General features: G+C 66.4%; 15 protein-coding genes. 1 reads left to right on the top strand and 14 read right to left on the bottom strand.

Annotation, left to right across the window (positions count from 1 at the left end):
* Positions 1-11: 11 nt before the first annotated feature.
* From IEX41_RS20630 to IEX41_RS20615, 3 genes are all read right to left on the bottom strand, one after another.
* Positions 12-713 (bottom strand): ABC transporter ATP-binding protein, encoded by a 702-nt coding sequence (locus IEX41_RS20630; RefSeq protein ID WP_188792100.1) that lies wholly within the window; start codon positions 711-713, stop codon positions 12-14.
* A complete protein-coding gene (locus IEX41_RS21650; RefSeq protein WP_229673421.1) occupies positions 706-2,301 on the bottom strand; it encodes an FtsX-like permease family protein in 1,596 nt (531 codons plus the stop codon). Before IEX41_RS21650 ends, IEX41_RS20630 begins: the two co-directional genes overlap by 8 nt.
* 665 nt (positions 2,302-2,966) lie before the next feature.
* A complete protein-coding gene (locus IEX41_RS20615) occupies positions 2,967-3,851 on the bottom strand; it encodes a hydrogen peroxide-inducible genes activator (RefSeq protein ID WP_188792099.1) in 885 nt (294 codons plus the stop codon).
* Between the two features lie 139 nt (positions 3,852-3,990).
* On the opposite strand from IEX41_RS20615, the gene katG reads away from it, so the two are divergent.
* Positions 3,991-6,186 (top strand): catalase/peroxidase HPI, encoded by a 2,196-nt coding sequence (katG, locus tag IEX41_RS20610; protein ID WP_188792098.1) that lies wholly within the window; start codon positions 3,991-3,993, stop codon positions 6,184-6,186.
* 254 nt (positions 6,187-6,440) lie between these two features.
* On the opposite strand, the gene IEX41_RS20605 is transcribed toward katG, so the two are convergent.
* The 11 genes from IEX41_RS20605 to IEX41_RS20555 all read right to left on the bottom strand — a co-directional run.
* On the bottom strand, positions 6,441-7,361 hold the full coding sequence (locus tag IEX41_RS20605) for a PHP domain-containing protein (RefSeq protein ID WP_188792097.1): 921 nt from the start codon (positions 7,359-7,361) through the stop codon (positions 6,441-6,443).
* 57 nt (positions 7,362-7,418) lie between these two features.
* Complete coding sequence (locus IEX41_RS20600; protein ID WP_188792096.1) at positions 7,419-8,330, bottom strand: ABC transporter permease; 912 nt, start codon at positions 8,328-8,330, stop codon at positions 7,419-7,421.
* The gene (locus IEX41_RS20595; protein ID WP_188792095.1) at positions 8,327-9,391 is read right to left on the bottom strand and encodes an ABC transporter permease; all 1,065 of its coding nucleotides are present in this window, start codon (positions 9,389-9,391) and stop codon (positions 8,327-8,329) included. The genes IEX41_RS20600 and IEX41_RS20595 overlap by 4 nt, the downstream gene beginning before the upstream one ends.
* Positions 9,388-10,896, bottom strand: coding sequence for an ABC transporter ATP-binding protein (locus IEX41_RS20590; RefSeq protein WP_188792094.1), 1,509 nt, complete (start codon positions 10,894-10,896; stop codon positions 9,388-9,390). Before IEX41_RS20590 ends, IEX41_RS20595 begins: the two co-directional genes overlap by 4 nt.
* Positions 10,897-10,899: 3 nt before the next feature.
* Positions 10,900-11,985 carry a BMP family ABC transporter substrate-binding protein gene (locus IEX41_RS20585; RefSeq protein WP_188792093.1) on the bottom strand — a complete coding sequence of 362 codons (1,086 nt, stop codon included), beginning with the start codon at positions 11,983-11,985 and terminating at the stop codon, positions 10,900-10,902.
* 41 nt (positions 11,986-12,026) lie between these two features.
* Positions 12,027-13,382, bottom strand: coding sequence for an amidohydrolase (locus IEX41_RS20580; RefSeq protein ID WP_188792092.1), 1,356 nt, complete (start codon positions 13,380-13,382; stop codon positions 12,027-12,029).
* The gene (locus tag IEX41_RS20575) at positions 13,375-14,070 is read right to left on the bottom strand and encodes a glutathione S-transferase family protein (RefSeq protein ID WP_188792091.1); all 696 of its coding nucleotides are present in this window, start codon (positions 14,068-14,070) and stop codon (positions 13,375-13,377) included. Before IEX41_RS20575 ends, IEX41_RS20580 begins: the two co-directional genes overlap by 8 nt.
* Positions 14,067-14,909, bottom strand: coding sequence for an aromatic ring-hydroxylating oxygenase subunit alpha (locus IEX41_RS20570; RefSeq protein WP_188792090.1), 843 nt, complete (start codon positions 14,907-14,909; stop codon positions 14,067-14,069). Before IEX41_RS20570 ends, IEX41_RS20575 begins: the two co-directional genes overlap by 4 nt.
* The gene (locus IEX41_RS20565; RefSeq protein ID WP_229673419.1) at positions 14,906-15,523 is read right to left on the bottom strand and encodes a Rieske 2Fe-2S domain-containing protein; all 618 of its coding nucleotides are present in this window, start codon (positions 15,521-15,523) and stop codon (positions 14,906-14,908) included. The genes IEX41_RS20570 and IEX41_RS20565 overlap by 4 nt, the downstream gene beginning before the upstream one ends.
* A gap of 139 nt (positions 15,524-15,662) precedes the next feature.
* Positions 15,663-15,917 (bottom strand): acylphosphatase, encoded by a 255-nt coding sequence (locus IEX41_RS20560; protein WP_188792088.1) that lies wholly within the window; start codon positions 15,915-15,917, stop codon positions 15,663-15,665.
* A 311-nt stretch (positions 15,918-16,228) separates the two neighbouring features.
* The coding region (locus IEX41_RS20555) for a formyltransferase family protein (RefSeq protein ID WP_277874177.1) at positions 16,229-16,493 on the bottom strand (265 nt) is incomplete at its 5' end.

Raw genomic sequence — 16,493 nt, 5'->3', positions numbered from 1 at the left:
CGCCCTAGCCTTCAAAGCGGAACCAGTTGACCCTCATCCATGCGCACCTGCCGATCCATGCGGCTGGCAAGCTCGAGGTTGTGCGTGGCAATCAGCGCCGACAGCCCGGTGTCATGCACCAGTCGCATGAGCGCATCGAACACAGTGTCGGACGTTGTGGGATCAAGGTTCCCCGTCGGCTCGTCCGCGAGTAGCAGCTTGGGTGCATTCGCCATCGCGCGGCAGAAGGCCACCCGCTGCTGCTCCCCGCCCGAAAGCGCCGCAGGGCGGTGCCCCCCGCGCGGCCCCACGCCGACACTTTCCAGAAGGTCAGCCGCCCGCGCCTCGGCCTCGGCGCGCGGCACGCCGTTGGCAAGCTGCGGCAGCACGATGTTCTCGGCGGCGGTGAATTCCGGAAGCAGGTGGTGGAACTGGTAGATGAACCCCACCTCCTGACGGCGCAGGATGGTGCGGCGGCGGTCGGATTTCGCGCTCAGCACCTCGCCCGCTACGGCGACCTCGCCCGCGTCCGGCGTATCGAGCAGCCCCGCGATGTGCAGCAGGGTCGACTTGCCAGCCCCCGACGGGGCCACCAGCGCCACAACCTCGCCGCGCTTCACCTCGACCGACGCGCCACGCAGCACGGCGATCTCGTTGGGCTGACCGGCGTTATAGCGTTTCTCGATGCCCTTCAGGCTCAGGACGGGGTCTTTCGACAGGACCGGCTCATTCATAGCGCAGCGCCTCCACGGGGTTCATGCGCGCCGCACGGCGGGCGGGGAAGATGGTGACCACGAACGAGAGGCCCAGAGACAGCGCCATGGCGCTGAGCACATCGCCCAGTTGCAGCTTGGCGGGCAGCGCATAGATGCCGCGCACCGACGGATCCCAGACCCCGCCCCCGGCGACATAGTTCACGAAGCTGAAGATCGGGTCGATGTAGATGGCGAAAAGGCAGCCGAGCACAACGCCCATGAGCGTGCCGATCACCCCGGTGAAGGCCCCGCAGATAAAGAACACCCGCAGCACCGACCCTTCGGTCAAACCCATGGTGCGCAGGATGCCGATGTCGCGGCCCTTGTTCTTGACCAGCATGATAAGGCCCGAGACAATATTCATTGTGGCGATCAGCACGAGCACCGACAAGATGACGAACATCACGTTGTCCTCCACCTCGAGCGCGCGCAGGAACGAGCCCGACGCATCCTGCCAGGTCCAGATCAGCGCGCCGGCGCCAGCGGCCGCCTGTATCGCCTGCGCCAGGCCCTCCACACCTTCAGGATCATCGGTCATGACCTCGAGCTCATCGGCAACGCCCTCGCGGTTGAAATAAAGCTGCGCCTCGGCGAAAGGCATGTAGATCCGCGTGCGGTCGATGTCGTAGCGCCCGGCGGTGAAGATCCACGTCACCTCGTAGGCCTTGATGCGCGGGGAGGTGCCGAAGGGCGTCCTAACCCCGTCGGGAGAGATCAGCCGCAGCTCGTCGCCCACCGCAAGCCCCAGCTCGCGCGCGACGCCGGAGCCGATGGCGATGCCAACCGTCGGCACCTCGCCCGCGGCCTCACCAGTGCCGCCATCGCCCGAGCCCTGCTCGACCCAGCCGGTGGCATCGTCGACAGATGGGTAGACCACCTCTTCGTCACTTTCGGCGGCGATGCTGCCCGCGTCGGGCGACGCATCGTCCCCAGCTACATCTTCGGCCTCAGTGCCAGCGCCGGTATTGCCGTCGATGTCAGCGGTGCCTTCGTCGCCCTCTGCCGCGCTCGCGGCCTGGTCCTCGGCAACGCCGAAGGGATCCTCTCCTGTAGCGGATCCGGCCTCGCCCTCCTCGGGCAGGATCACGTCCTCGCCAAAGCCCTCAAGCGTGCCGCGTCCGGTTTCGGGGTCGGAAATCCGCGGGATCGCCTGAAGGTCGGCGGCGGCGATGCCGAAGACTTCAACCCCGGCGCTGCGCCCATCGGCGGTGGCCATCACCTGCCCCTTGACCAAAGGTGCCACTCGGCTCACGCCATCAACCCCCGACACGGCTTCGGCCCGCGCCTGGTAATCGTCGAAGGTGCGGATCACGCGGCCCTCTTCGTCATAGCGGCTCTGGGCGTAGACGGTGACATGGGCATTGGCGCCAAGGATCGTGTCCACGAACTCTGCCCGGAACCCCGAGCGCACGGACAGCGTGGCGATCAGCGCGAAGACCGCCAGCGTGATCCCCACCAGCGAGATCCAGGTCATCACGCTCACACCGCCTTCCGCACGGCGGGCGCGAAGATAGCGCCAGGCGATCATCCACTCGAAGGCGGCGAATGGCGGGGGGGTCTTGGCCATGAAAGGCACCTCTTGTCTGCTCGCGCGGACCCTGACCCCAAGCGCCGCCGGGGTCAAGTCACGCCCCCGAAGGCCGCGCCAAAGAGCCGCCCGCGACAGCTCACCATCCGGGCACCCCGCTCCATGAAACGCAGGCGCGTGGGCCCTCCCCGGCATCACCGGGAAGGCCACCGGCATCACCGCCGCCTCCCCCGCGCAGCAATGTCGGCAAGCAATTCCCTGCCGCTCGTGCCGGCATGATTCACGCGTCCAATGCGCGACGCCAACGTCACCAGACTGCCGTCAGAGCATCGCACGGTGACATCACACCGCACCTAACACCGCGCCCCGTTTTCGGGGTCAGGATCATTGAGCGCAATCACCGCCCCTCTCGACGCCCCGCTGCCAAGACAGACGCGGGCGCCACCCCGGTCGACCGTGGGCGCTTCTTTTGAAAAATACGCCGGGGGGCTCCACAGGAGACGGAGCGGCGCCCCCTCCCGCGTCTCGAACCGCGATGACGTTCAGATCCGTGGTTAGGAGGATCCAGCCACGCCTTCGTCACGCTTTGGGGCACTGCACATAGCGGCAAGGCAGCGCCCTCCGCCACCAGCACGTACTCAAGGCAGACGAGCCGGGCCAAGGCCGTAAATTTTGCGGTTTGGCAGTCTCAAAGCGCGCGGCGTTCAGCCCATCCGGCCTACCACGTCGGCGATCCCCCGCAGCTGCGCCACCAGCGGAGAACTCTTGCGCCACACCATCCCCACGGTCCGCGACGGCACCGGCTCTGGCAATCGTGCCAGCGACACGGCGGCCGAGCGGGTTTCGATCGGCAAGGCCATCTCGGGGATCAGTGTCACCCCGATTCCCGCCCCCACCATCTGCACCAGTGTCGAGAGCGAACTGCCCTCCATGAGGTCTCGCGCCACCGTCGGCGACAAGCGGCAGAACGACAGCGCCTGATCCCGGAAGCAGTGCCCTTCCTCGAGAAGCAGCAAGCGCTCCTCGTGCAGCTCCTCGGGGGCTGGTACCGGCAGGTGCGCTTCCCCGGCACCACGCACCAGCACGAATGCCTCGTCGAACAGCGCCACCTCCTCGAGGCCCGGCTCCGAGATCGGCAGCGCCACGATGGCCGCATCCAGCCGCGCATCCAGAAGATCGCGCACCAGCGTCGCGGTCACCGTCTCGCGCGGGCGCAGGTCAAGGCCGGGATAGAGCCCCGCAAGCTCGGTGATGATGCGCGGCAGAAGGTAAGGCGCAATGGTCGGGATCACGCCAATCCTCAGCCGCCCCACGAGAGGCCCCCGCGTGGAACGGCCAAGATCGGCAAGATCGTCAACTTCGCGCAGGATTGCGTCCGCCCGGTCCGCGAACTCCTCCCCCAGCGCCGTCAGCCGGATCTGCCGCGGGGCCCGCTCCACCAGCGGCGCGCCGATGATCTCCTCAAGCTCGCGGATCTGCATGGACATCGCCGGCTGGCTCACCGCACAGGCCTCGGCCGCGCGCCCGAAATGCCCCACACGGGCCAGGCTGCTGAAATAGCGAAGATGCTTGATCGAGAGATTTGCCATCAGGCGTTCTTATCGCCGATTTAAGAAAATGCAATTTGGTATTATCGCAGCCCCTTGCTAGAACGATTCCAGACCGGCAGGCAGCCCGCGGAGAGGCGGCGCTCCCCGAGGCGGTCATTCAGTCATTTGGAGCGAGATGATGGACGGAAATACGGTCGAAGGCGAAATCAACGAAAGCGGTCGCGGCAAGTGCCCGGTGATGCATGGCAGCATGACCGCCGTGGGCACCTCGGTGATGGACTGGTGGCCGAATGCGCTGAACCTCGACATCCTGCACCAGCACGACACCAAGACGAACCCCATGGGCCCGGATTTCGACTACCGCGCCGAGCTGAAATCGCTCGACGTGGAGGCTCTGAAGGAAGACGTGCGCCAGTGCCTGCGCACCTCCGTCGAATGGTGGCCCGGTGACTGGGGCAGCTATCTTGGCATGATGGCCCGCGTGGCGTGGCACGCCGCGGGCTCGTACCGTCTTGCGGATGGTCGTGGCGGCGCCGCTACCGGCAACCAGCGCTTTGCCCCGCTCAACAGCTGGCCCGACAACGTAAACACAGACAAGGGCCGCCGCATCCTTTGGCCGGTGAAGAAGAAGTACGGCAACAAGATTTCCTGGGCCGATCTCATGGTGCTGTCGGGAACCATCGCCTATGAACTGGCGGGTCTGCCGGTCTATGGCTTCGCCTTTGGGCGCGAAGACATTTGGCACCCTGAAAAGGACACTTACTGGGGGGCCGAAAAGGAATGGCTCGCGCCGTCGGACACGCGCTATGACGATGTCTCGAAGCCCGACACCATGGAGAACCCGCTTGCCGCCGTGCAGATGGGCCTCATCTACGTCAATCCCGAAGGCGTCAACGGCAACTCCGATCCGCTCGCCACGGCGGCACAGATGCGTGAGACTTTCGCGCGGATGGCGATGAACGACGAGGAAACCGTCGCCCTCACCGCTGGCGGCCACACCATCGGCAAATGCCATGGCGCAAGTTCGGCGGACGACATCGGCGCTGAACCCGAAGCCGCCGGGATCGAGGATCAGGGCCTTGGCTGGATGCCCAAGAAAGGCCGCGGCATCGGGCGCGACCTCATGGCCAGTGGGCTTGAGGGGGCATGGACCTCGGACCCCACCAAATGGGACATGGGCTATTTCGACATGCTCTTCGGCCATGAATGGCAGCTGACCAAGTCGCCTGCAGGAGCCACCCAATGGACGCCGGTTTCCATCGACGACGCCAACATGCCCCCCGATGTCGAGGATCCGTCGATCAAGACCATGCCGCTGATGACCGATGCGGACATGGCGCTGAAAATGGATCCAGCCTACCGGGCGATCTGCGAGAATTTCATCGCCGATCCTGAGTATTTCTCGGCCACCTTCGCGAAGGCATGGTTCAAGCTCACCCACCGCGACATGGGCCCCAAGGCCCGCTGGATCGGCCCGGATGTGCCATCCGAAGATCTCATCTGGCAGGATCCGGTGCCCGCAGGCTCAACCTCCTACGACGTCGAGGCGGTGAAAGCCAAGATCGCCGCATCGGGGCTGAGCCAGGCCGATATGGTGTCGACCGCATGGGACAGTGCGCGCACCTATCGCGGCTCGGACATGCGCGGCGGTGCCAACGGCGCGCGCATCCGGCTTTCGCCGCAAAAGGACTGGGCCGCGAACGAACCGGACAAGCTTGCCCGCGTGTTGTCGGTTCTCGAACCGATCGCGGCAGAAGCCGGTGCCTCCGTGGCGGATGTGATCGTGCTGGCCGGCGTGGTCGGTGTCGAGCAGGCGGTGAAGGCCGCGGGCTTCGACATCGCGGTGCCCTTCGCCCCGGGCCGCGGTGATGCGACGTCCGAGCAGACCGACGCCGAGAGCTTTGAGCCGCTCGAGCCGCTGGCCGACGGGTTCCGCAACTTCGCCAAGGCAGAGTACGTGGTCAGCCCCGAGGAGATCATGCTCGACCGCGCCCAGCTTCTGGGCCTGACGGCGGCGGAGATGACCGTCCTCGTCGGCGGCTTGCGTGCCATGGGTGCCAACCACGGCGGCTCCAAGCTCGGGGTGTTCACGGCCAACGTGGGCGCGCTCAGCACGGACTTCTTCGACGTGCTCACGGACATGGCCTACCAGTGGGTCCCCGCCGCTGGCGGCACCTACGAGATCCGCGACCGCAAGTCCGGCGATATGAAATTCACCGCCTCCCGCGTCGATCTGGTCTTCGGCTCGAACTCGGTGCTGCGCGCCTACGCGGAGGTCTACGCCCAGGACGACAACAAGGAGAAGTTCGTGCGTGATTTCATCGCCGCCTGGACCAAGGTGATGAACGCCGACCGCTTCGACCTCGCCGCCTGATCGCGGTGACCATAACGACACTCCGCCCCGCCTGCCGTTCCGGCCGGCGGGGCATTTTCGTCATTTAAGTTGTGCAGCCCCCGAAGCATCCTGCCTGGCGGCACGGAGGGTGGGGGCGCTGCCCCCCTTGGCTTCGCCAATTCCCCCCGGGATATTTGAGGTCAAAGGAAGCAGGACACCGCCTGGTTTTCCTTTGACCTCAAATATCCCCGCCGGAGGCAAGCCGTGCAGGACCGCTTGAGGCCCTTTCGAGGTCAGCGCCAGATCGGGTTGGACCACGCCTTGCGGCCGGCGGCGTCAATGATCGTGACCCTCAGCCACGGGCTGCCGGCGAAACGCGTGAGCGGGATCGCGCCTTGGGTCATGGACTGGCCATGGCGCGCAACGGCGGCGCTGCCGTGGCCCTGCACGATGATCGTCGTAACGGCGCTGGACGTCACGGTGAGGCTGTCCTCTTTGACCGTGACATTGCGCAGTTCGGGACCTTGGGACGAGTAGAAGTCTCCCCCCTTCAGAGCCTCGAGGATCAGGTCCGGATCATTGGCTTCGGCCTTCACCATGACCCAGCCGCCGAAGTGATCTGGCTCGGAGAAATGCGCATCGTCCGTAGCGACGAGTGACAGCCTGCGCCCTTCGCTCAGCAGCAGGTCGGCGGTGTGGAAGCCGTCTGCCCGGTCACAGCCAGTGGCACAGCCGTGGTTGTAGACCTCGACCGCATGCGCAGCCTTGATGCTACGGGCGTCATCCAGCGTCATGCCGGACCATTGCGGGTGCGCCACCGCCACGAAGGCTCCGGCGGCGCGGGCACGGGCTGCGATCTCGGGGCCGCTCTCCTGCCCCGGCACCGGCGAAAAGCCCGGCGCCTCCGGCGGCGTGAAGCCGAAGGGCAGGCCCACCGCAAGGATATGCCACAGCTCACCATTCTGCATGGCGCCCGAGTGCAGCTCGGCCCCGATGAGAGTGGTGAAGTCCTTGTCCCGGAAGGGCCGCGTGTCGGCCAGCGGGTAGTCGAAAGCGCCGATGAGATGGTCGGTAAGGGCAATGAAATCATAGCCCTCGGCCTTGTAGCGGCGGCAGACCTCTTCGGGCGGCAGGACACCGTCTGAGAGGGTGGAATGGGTGTGAAGGTTGCCGCGCCAGAACCGGCCGGGCGCTGTGAAGGCCGAAAGCTGCATGGGTGTCTCCGATGTTGTGCCGCTGCTAGAGTGCCCCTGCGACAGCCATATGACAGATCATGGCCCGAAGGGCTCGCCCAGCGATGCAACGCCGTTCATCTTCAACAGCCCCCGGTTCGCCGAGATCACCCCGAGCACGAGGATGGTCATGACGTAAGGAAGGCTCGAGAGCAACTGCGAGTTCAGAGCAACCCCTGACGCCTGCGCCGCAAGCTGCGAAAGCGACACCGCCCCGAACAGCATCGCGCCGAACACCAGCCGCCCCGGCATCCAGGTGGCAAAGACCACCAGCGCCACGGCGATCCAGCCGCGCCCGGCAATCATGCCTTCCGCCCAGAGTGGGGTGTAGACCGTTGACGCATAGGCCCCCGCGAACCCCGCCATGAGCCCGCCGAAGGCCACCGCAGCGTAGCGGATCGCAATGACCTTGTAGCCGATGGCGCGGGCAGCATGAGGGTTCTCGCCCACCGCGCGGATCACCAGCCCCAGCTTGGTGAACCGCAAGAGCGCCCAGATCGCCAGCGCCGCCAGAAGCCCCAGCCAGACCGCCACGTCCTGCCGGAAAAGCCCGCCCAGGACCGGCAGCTCGGACAGCCAAGGCAGCGCGTGTTTGGGCAGGCCGGTGACCGTCTGGCTTTCGAAGCTCTTGCCGAAGAGCGCCGACAGCCCGGAGCCGAGGATGCCGATGGCCAGCCCCGCCGCCACCTGGTTGGCCCGCACCGCCAGCGCCAGCCAGCCGAAGACCAGCGCCAGCACCATGCTCGCGAGGCCTGCCCCCGCGAACCCCAGCAGATGTCCGCCGGAGGAATGTACGATGATGAAACCCACCACCGCCCCCAGCGCCATCATTCCCTCAATCCCGAGGTTGAGCACCCCTGCCCGTTCGCACACCAGCTCGCCAAGCGCCGCCAGCAGGAACGGCATCGCCGCCGCCAGCATGCCAGCCAAAATGAAACCTATCGCGCTCATGCCGGCACCCCACTGCGCACCAGCCGGTAACGCACCAGCACGACCGCCGCGAGGTACGCCACCAGCAGCGTGCCCTGAAACACCTCGACCGCCGAGACCGGCAACCCGGCCGAGACCATGGCATTGTCGCCGCCGATCGCCAGCGCGGCGATCAGCAGTGAGGAGAGCACGATGCCCACCGGGTGTAGCCCTCCCAGATAGGCCACGATGATGGCCGAATAGCCGTAGCCCGACGAGATGCTGCGCTGCAGCTGGCCCATGGGCCCCGCCACCTCGGCCGCGCCCGCAACGCCCGCCGCTGCCCCTCCGATGAGCAGCGACAGCCACACCGCGCGCCCCTGGCTGAAGCCCGCGTAGCACGCCGCCTGAGGGGCCAGCCCGCCGACCACCATCTGGTAGCCGCCGAAACTGCGCTGCATCCAGAGGTAGGCTGCGCCAGAGGCGGCAAAGGCCAGCAGCAGCGCGACGCTCACTCGCGTGCCGGGGATCAGCGTGGGCAGCATCGCGTCCCACTGGAACATCACCGTCTGCGGGAAATTGAAGCCCATGGGGTCTTTCCACGGCCCCACCAGCAGCCATGCCAGAAGCTGCACCGCGATGAGGTTCATCATCAGCGTCACGAGGATTTCCGACGCATTCAGCCGCACCCTCCAGAACGCCGGGATCACCGCCCAGAGCGCGCCCCCCAAAGTGCCCAGCACCAGCATCGACGGCCAGATCCATGGTCCGGTGGCCTGCGGATACCATACCGGGATCGCCGAGGCGAAGATCGCCCCCAACAGAAACTGCCCTTCGGCGCCGATGTTTATGACCTTGGCACGGAACCCGATGGCGAGCCCTTGGGCGATCAGCAGCAACGGCGTCATCTTCAGCAGAACTTCGGAGAACGAGGGCCACGAGATGAACGGCTCGAGCAGCATGGCGTAGAACACCGCGCGCGGATCCTTGCCCATGACCGTATAGAGCGCGAGATTGAGCAGGATCGTCACCAGCAGAGCTGCCACGGGCGCGGCCACGGCCATGCGGCGCGACGCGGCGCTTCGGCGAACAAGAGTGATCATGCGGCCTTTCCCCCTTCCGCGCCGATCATCCAACGGCCCACGTCCTCGGGACCAATCTCGCTCACTTTCAGCGATGGCGACAGGCAGCCTTCGCGGATGACGTGGAGACGGTCGCAGATTTCGAACAGTTCCTCGATCTCTTCCGAGATGACGAGGATGCCGGTGCCGCCTGCCTTGAGGTCCGCAAGGCGGCGGCGGATGGCGGTGGCCGCCCCGATGTCGACGCCCCAAGTGGGCTGCGAGGCAAAAAGCAGTTTCGGGGCCAGCGCGATCTCGCGCCCGACGATGAATTTCTGAAGGTTGCCCCCCGACAGCGCTCCAGCCTCAGCCTGCGGGCCGGGGGTGCGCACGTCGCAGGTGGCGATGATATCGTTGGTCAGGCGGCGCTCTGCCGCACGGTCGATCAACCCGCGCCGCACGAGGCCAAGCCCATGCGCGGTGAGCAGGCTGTTGTCCGACAGCGACATCTCGGGCACTGCGCCGCGCCCGAGCCGTTCCTCGGGCACGAAGGCCAGCCCGAGACGGCGGCGCGCGGCAGGGCCAAGGTGGCCCACGGGCTTGCCCATCATCAGCACCTCCGCCCCCGCCTGCGGGTGGCGGCGCGTCTCGCCGGAGATAAGCCGCGCCAGCTCGCCCTGCCCGTTGCCGGACACCCCGGCGATGCCGACGATCTCGCCCTCGCGCACGGTCAGGCTGATGCCATGCAGCGCTTGGGCGAAGGGATCGTCGGGGCGGTGATCCAGCCCCGCAAGCTCCAGCAGCACCTTGCCGGGGGCCTTTCCTTCGGGCGGTGTCACATGGGGCATCTCGCGCCCGATCACCATCTGCGCCAGCGCCCGCGCGTCATGGTCGCGCGGATCGACGGTGCCGGTGACAGTGCCATCGCGCAGGATGGTGGCGCGGTCGCAGAGCGCACGGATCTCCTCGAGCTTGTGCGAGATGAACAGGATCGACACCCCTCGGTCCCGCAGCCGCCGCAGCGTGATGAACAGCCGCTCCACCGATTGCGGCGGCAGAACCGAGGTCGGCTCGTCAAGGATCAGCAGCTTCGGGTCGGTCATCAGGCAGCGGATGATCTCAACCCTTTGCCGTTCGCCTACGGACAGGGCGTGGACATAAGCCAGCGGGTCGACCTCGAGCCCGTAGTCTTCGCCCAACGCGCGGATGCGGGCGGCCAAGGCGCGCGATGTTCCCGGCACGACAAGCGAGATGTTGTCCACCACGCGCATCGTCTCGAACAAGGAAAAATGCTGGAAGACCATACCGATGCCCTGCGCTCTTGCCTCGTTGGGCGAAGTGAGGGACAGCGGCTTGCCATGCCAGTGCAGGGTGCCTTCGTCGGGCGTTTCCACCCCGTAGATCAGCTTCATCAGCGTGGACTTGCCCGCGCCATTCTCGCCCAGGATGGCGTGGATCGACCCTTGCGCCACATCAAGGTCGATGTGGCGGTTGGCCCGTACGGTCCCGTAGGTCTTGCTCAGCCCCCTGAGCGAGAGAAGCGTCATGACTTATTGCGGCAGCGGCGTGGTGACGCCGGCCACGTGCCAGTCCATGGACACGATCTGCTCGTCGGTCAGCGTCTCGCCATCCTCGACGCCCACGGTCTCGTCCTGCTTGAGGATGCGGCCCGTGAAGACGTGGAACGAGCCGTCGGCGATGGCGGCGGACACCTCGTCGATCTGCGCCTTCACGTCCTCGGGGATCGCCGGGTTCCAGTCGAGCACCTGCACCACCCCGTCCTCGACCCCGAGGAAGGCGTTGCGGCCCCCGAACGTGCCATCGAGATGCGCCTTGGCGCTTTCGAGGAAGAAGGGCGACCAGTCGGTGGAGACGCAACCAAGGTAGTACTCCGGCGCGAACTGGGCCATGGACGAATTGAGGTTGAACACATACGCCCCGGCCTCTTCGCAGACGGTGATGACCGAGGGCGTGTCCTGCGCGTTCGAGAAGATAACGTCGCAATCTTGCGACAGCAGCGCCTTGGCAGCGCCCTGTTCCTGCGCCGGATCGAACCACGAGTTCACCCAGACCACCGACACTTCGATGTTGGGGTTCACCGCCTGCGCTCCCAGCGTGAAGGCATTGATCGAGGTGATGAGTTCGGGGATCGCGAAGGCCGCGACCGACCCCAGCTTGCCGGTCTTCGAGAGGGCGGCGGCGGCCATGCCCATCTGGTAGGTGCCCTGGAAATACTTGGCCGCGAAGGGCGAGAAGTTCGGCGCCACCATGAAGCCCGAGGCGTGCAGCACGGTGACGTCCGGGTTGCGGCGGGCGATCTGCATGGCGCCGTTCTGGTAGCCGAAGCTGCCCGCCAGCAGGAACTTGTTCCCGTCCGACACGAGGCGGTTCATCATCCGGTCCGCGTCTGGCCCCTCGGGGATGTTCTCGAGGATGGTGAGGTTCGCGCCCAGCTCTTCCTGCACCTTCTCCATGGCGATGGCGAGCGAGTGGGACCAGCCGACCTCGCCCACCGGCGAGGGTACGATCATCGCCATGCCTAGGCTCTCCTGCGCGGCGGCAAGGCCGGGCACACCGGCGGCAAGGGTGGTGGCGGCGGAGGTCTGGAGGAACCTGCGGCGGTTGAGCTCTGTCATGTCTGTCTCCCTGTTATTTATGTTTTTTCAGAAGGCTGTGTTCAGAAGTCGATGGTGGCCAGCGTGGCTTCGGCCTCGGCGGCCATCTGCGCCTCGTCGAGGCCGGGGAATTCGCCATCGCGCCAGACGATGCGCCCGTTCGCCATCGTCATGTCCGTGGCCATGCCGATGCCGACGCGGGGGATGAGGCTTTCGGGATCGTGGCGGGTGCCGACGTAATCCATGCGGCGGCTGTCGATGGCAAAGAGATCCGCCGCCATGCCCGGCGCCAGCTGGCCGATGTCGCCGCGCCCCAGCAGCGACGCGCCCCCGGAGGTGCCGTAGCGCAGGAAGGCGGCGGGATCGGGCACCGGGTGGCTGCGGGTGTTCGCGACAAGGCATTGCAGCATGTAGGCCGAATGCAGGCAGTGCATGAGGTTCGAATTGTCGTTGCTCGCCGCACCGTCACAGCCGAGGCCGATCCGCACCCCAAGCGCCTGCATGGCGGGGATGGATGTGACCTCGGCCCCGACAAGGTAGACCGGCTCGGGGCAATGCGACACGCCGGTGCCGCTGGCCGCCATCCGGGCCAGCTCGGCCTCGGTCAGCTCCCAGCAATGTGCGTAGAAGGTGTCGGGGCCGCAGAACCCCATCTCTTCGAGGTAATCCACCGTGCGCATGCCATGGCGGGCGCGGATGACTTCGGATTCGCCCTCGCCCACATGGGTGTGCAGGATCGCGCCCCTGTCGCGGGCCAGCCGCATGCTTTCCACGAAAGTCTCGCGGTAGCCGTTCACCGGCTGGCAGGGGGCCACAGACACCTGCCGCATCGAGAACTTGCCCGCGTCGTGGAAGGTGTCGAGCAGCCGTTCGCAATCGGCAAGGAAGCCGTCCGTGGTCTCGAGCATCTCGTCGGGGATGGTCGAGCCTTCGGATTTCGGCAGGGTGTTGGTGCCGCGCCCGGCGTGGAAACGGATGCCGATCTTCTCGGCGGCCTCGAACTGGCGGTCGACGATGCGGGTGCCCGCATGACGCGGAAAGCAATACTGGTGATCATAGGCCGTGGTGCAGCCATGCTTTGCCAGCTCCGCGAGGGCGGTCACCGAGGAGTGGTAAAAGCAATCCTCCGTGAGGCGCGAGAACACCGGGTAGATCCGGTCAAGCCATTCGATCACCGACAGCTTGGTCCAGTCCAGATCGGCGCGGTTGCGCACGAAGCACTGGAAGAAATGGTGATGCGTGTTGACGAGGCCGGGGTAGACGAACCAGCCGGTTGCTTCGATGACCTCGGCATCGCCGGGCGCAAGGTCCGGGCCGATGGCCTTGATGGCGGGGCCGCTGGTGAGCAGGTCCACGTCGCGCAGCACCTCGTTGCCGGTGACGACGGCGGCGCAGCCCTTCAGCAGGTAGTCAGGCATTCTGTTTCGGGTCCCTGGTGGTCCTGGTCTGCCGGATGTCGGGCATGGGGCCCGGCTCTGGCTTCAGTTCGTGCAGGCGATGGATGCCGGGCATCTCGATGAAGCCATCGAGCGCACGGATCTCCCGCATCCACAACCGGATCGACGGGTACGGATCAAGCGGCAGGCCGCCATCCGGAGCCAGTGCCACATGCGGGAAACAGGCGATGTCGGCTATGGTGGGACGCGGGCCTGCAAGAAAGATCATCCCGCGACGCCGCTGGGCGGAAATCGCCGCCTCGAGCTCGCGCAGGGCCAGCGTGGCGGCGCGGCGCAGTACGTCGATGTCGCCTGGCCCGTGCAGCATGTCATGGGCGCGCGCAGCCCCGGCGCTGCTCGTGAGGCGCTGCGAGAAGGCCAGCCACTGGGCGACCGTGGCGCGCATGGCGGGGGTGTCCTCGCCCAGCCACTCCGGGTCATGGCCTGCGGCCAGGTAGCTCAGCATGGCGGTGCTGTCACGCAAGGTGAGGCTGCCGTCGGTCAGGACCGGGATTGTGCCGGCCGGGTTCAGCGCCAGCATTTCCGGGGAGAGGTGTTCGCGCCCGGGATGAAAATCCACCGGCCGCGAGGTCATCTCTGCCCCCAGCAGCGCCGCCATCAGACGCACACGGTAGCAGGACGGGGACAGGATGTAGTCGTACAGGATCATGCGGCCACCAGTTGCGCGCCATAGGTAAAGCCGTTCCGTTTCAGCCAGCGCCGGTAGGCGACCGATGTAAGATCGGCGCGGGTCGGGATCTCCATTCCCGGGTCGAGCGGCAGCAGCGCGGGCAGCTGGTTTTCGAGGACCGACCGGTCCTGCACGAAGATCAGCTGCTGGAAATGGATGAGGTCGGTCATGCTCGCGTCGTCATCGTAAAGCGCCATCCACGGCCACACATCGCACAGCGTTTCCGTCAGCGGCTGCACGAAAAGCGCGATGACATCCCATTCGCCGGGCATGGGCGGCGAGGTCTTGTAGAGCACCGAACAGGTGGGGGCGCAGACCCGGTACATGTAATCGGTCGTGATGCCACCCTCGGCGGACTTCGCGGCTTGCGGCTGGAAGAACTGCACCTTGGTGGCCCAGACCTCGTCCACATCCTCGCGGATGCCGACCTCGTAGCGGGTGACCTCGGTGTGCGGCTCGGACCCGAGTATGTCCGTGTGCACGAAGGGGAAATGCGCGATGTCGAGGAAGTTCTCGACCGCCCTCAGCGGCGAGCAGCGCACCCGGCAGACGCCCACGTCCACGAGGCGGCGCCCCAGCTGGTCCGCTTCGGGGATGTCGAAAAGCGGCCTTGTGGGTGTGCCGGGACAGGTCCAGACATGGCCATAGCGCAGCTCCACCGGGAGAGGCCGCTCGCCCTCACCGGTCACCGCCGGGGTGCCGCCGTCAAGGAAGATGCGGATCGGCTCTCCCAGGAGCAGGCTGTCCCGCCCCTCTTCGGTGACGCCCGAGATCAGGCCGACCGGATACCATTGGTCCTTCATCGCGCCCACACTCATGCCGTTGCCTCCGCCTCGATGTTGCGCCGCAGCGCCTCTGCCGCGTCCGACAGCGCATCGAGCGTCGCAAGATCGCAGCTTTCGGGTGCCATGAGGTGCAGCATCGTCTCATCCCCAAAGGCCTGGACCAGCGCGATCACCGCGACGGGCCCGAGTTTGACCCTCAGCACGGGGCCATCCCCTCCGAAGACCTCAGCGATTGCACCAGTGGCGGCGGCGATGTGCAGGCTGCGCAGGCCCCTGAACCCGGCAAGGTCGGGCGGCGCGCCTGCTGGCTGGCCCTCGGCCACCCAGACCACACCTGACGCCTCCCGGCAGGCAAAGACCGGCACGCGGATGCTCTCGGGAGGGGTCAGGTCCGGATGGGCCGGGATGCGCTTGCAGCCACCATCCTCGCCGTAGCTCCAGCCGTGGTAGATGCATGACAGTCGCTCGCCCCGCACGTACCCGTGCGACAGCCTCATACCACGATGCGGGCAGCGGTCCGACCACGCGGCGATGCGCCCCGACGCACTGCGCCAGATGGCAAGTGCCGTGTCCCCGATCCGCCCGGGCGCGGCCGAGGCGACGGGGATGTCATGCGACAGGGCGACGGGGGTCCAGTCAGTCTGCAAGAGGGATCTCCAAGTCAAACAGTCGACGCATCGGATCATGCATTCCGCTGGGGCGCCACGCAGCCCGAACGCCGCCTTGGGCGCCGCGCCACGATACGCCCAATAAAAGGGCCTAATGCCCGATTATCAGGCGAGTTATTTACCCGCCATTCCGGCACCCAGATCGTATGCGTGCAACCGAATCGACCCAGATATCATAGGGCCCCAGAAGGCAGCCCATCTCCATGGCATCGAGCAGGTCGGGCGCGCCGCTCAGCGTCATCTCCAGACGCTCATCGGTTTGCACACGCAGGGCAATGGCCAGCCCCAGCTTACCCGCGTGGCGCAAGAGCCAAGGGCTCAGATCGGCGCTGCCGAGCTTGCCTTCGAGCACGAATTCTTCGGTTACCTGCACTGCATCGCTCCATGGTCCTGCCGAAGGACACTCCCTGCGCGGCCTCAGGTCAAGCCTGTCCCAGATGCGCTGCCACGCCTTTCGGCGCGGCCCGGGTGGGGGCGCTGCCCCCGTCCGCCTTCGGCGGCCTCCCCCGGGATATTTGAGGTCAAAGGAAACAAGGGGCGCGGTCTTGATGGCGCGCACCCCTTGTTTCTTCTCTTGTCAAATACGCACTGCAGGACCTTGGCCACGGGCAGCAGGCCACCGGAATCTGTGCGGATACAAGGTGAGCCAAATCCTTTCCTTCAACGGATTTGGCCAAGGGCTGGTCAGCCCATGCGCTCGGAGGCGTAGCTGCCCGGGGAGGCGGGGAAGACCACCGTCTTGTTGCCGTTGAGGAAAACCCGGCGATGGATATGCGCGTGGATCGCGCGGGCCAGCACCTGAGCCTCGACGTCGCGGCCCAGCGAGACGTAGTCTTCGGGGGACTGCGCGTGGGTGACGCGCACCGTGTCCTGTTCGATGATCGGGCCTTCGTCGAGGTCGGCGGTGACGTAATGCGAGGTGGCCCCGATGAGTTTCACGCCGCGCTCG

It is taken from the genome of Salipiger pallidus (genome assembly GCF_014643635.1).
GTDB lineage: Bacteria > Pseudomonadota > Alphaproteobacteria > Rhodobacterales > Rhodobacteraceae > Salipiger > Salipiger pallidus.
This window is presented reverse-complemented; position numbering and strand designations above follow the sequence as displayed.

Coding starts and splice junctions, on each gene's coding strand:
- IEX41_RS20630 (WP_188792100.1), bottom strand. CDS start 713: ATGAATGAGCCGGTCCTGTCGAAAGACCCCGTCCTGAGCCTGAAGGGC.
- IEX41_RS21650 (WP_229673421.1), bottom strand. CDS start 2,301: ATGGCCAAGACCCCCCCGCCATTCGCCGCCTTCGAGTGGATGATCGCC.
- IEX41_RS20615 (WP_188792099.1), bottom strand. CDS start 3,851: ATGGCAAATCTCTCGATCAAGCATCTTCGCTATTTCAGCAGCCTGGCC.
- katG (WP_188792098.1), top strand. CDS start 3,991: ATGGACGGAAATACGGTCGAAGGCGAAATCAACGAAAGCGGTCGCGGC.
- IEX41_RS20605 (WP_188792097.1), bottom strand. CDS start 7,361: ATGCAGCTTTCGGCCTTCACAGCGCCCGGCCGGTTCTGGCGCGGCAAC.
- IEX41_RS20600 (WP_188792096.1), bottom strand. CDS start 8,330: ATGAGCGCGATAGGTTTCATTTTGGCTGGCATGCTGGCGGCGGCGATG.
- IEX41_RS20595 (WP_188792095.1), bottom strand. CDS start 9,391: ATGATCACTCTTGTTCGCCGAAGCGCCGCGTCGCGCCGCATGGCCGTG.
- IEX41_RS20590 (WP_188792094.1), bottom strand. CDS start 10,896: ATGACGCTTCTCTCGCTCAGGGGGCTGAGCAAGACCTACGGGACCGTA.
- IEX41_RS20585 (WP_188792093.1), bottom strand. CDS start 11,985: ATGACAGAGCTCAACCGCCGCAGGTTCCTCCAGACCTCCGCCGCCACC.
- IEX41_RS20580 (WP_188792092.1), bottom strand. CDS start 13,382: ATGCCTGACTACCTGCTGAAGGGCTGCGCCGCCGTCGTCACCGGCAAC.
- IEX41_RS20575 (WP_188792091.1), bottom strand. CDS start 14,070: ATGATCCTGTACGACTACATCCTGTCCCCGTCCTGCTACCGTGTGCGT.
- IEX41_RS20570 (WP_188792090.1), bottom strand. CDS start 14,909: ATGAGTGTGGGCGCGATGAAGGACCAATGGTATCCGGTCGGCCTGATC.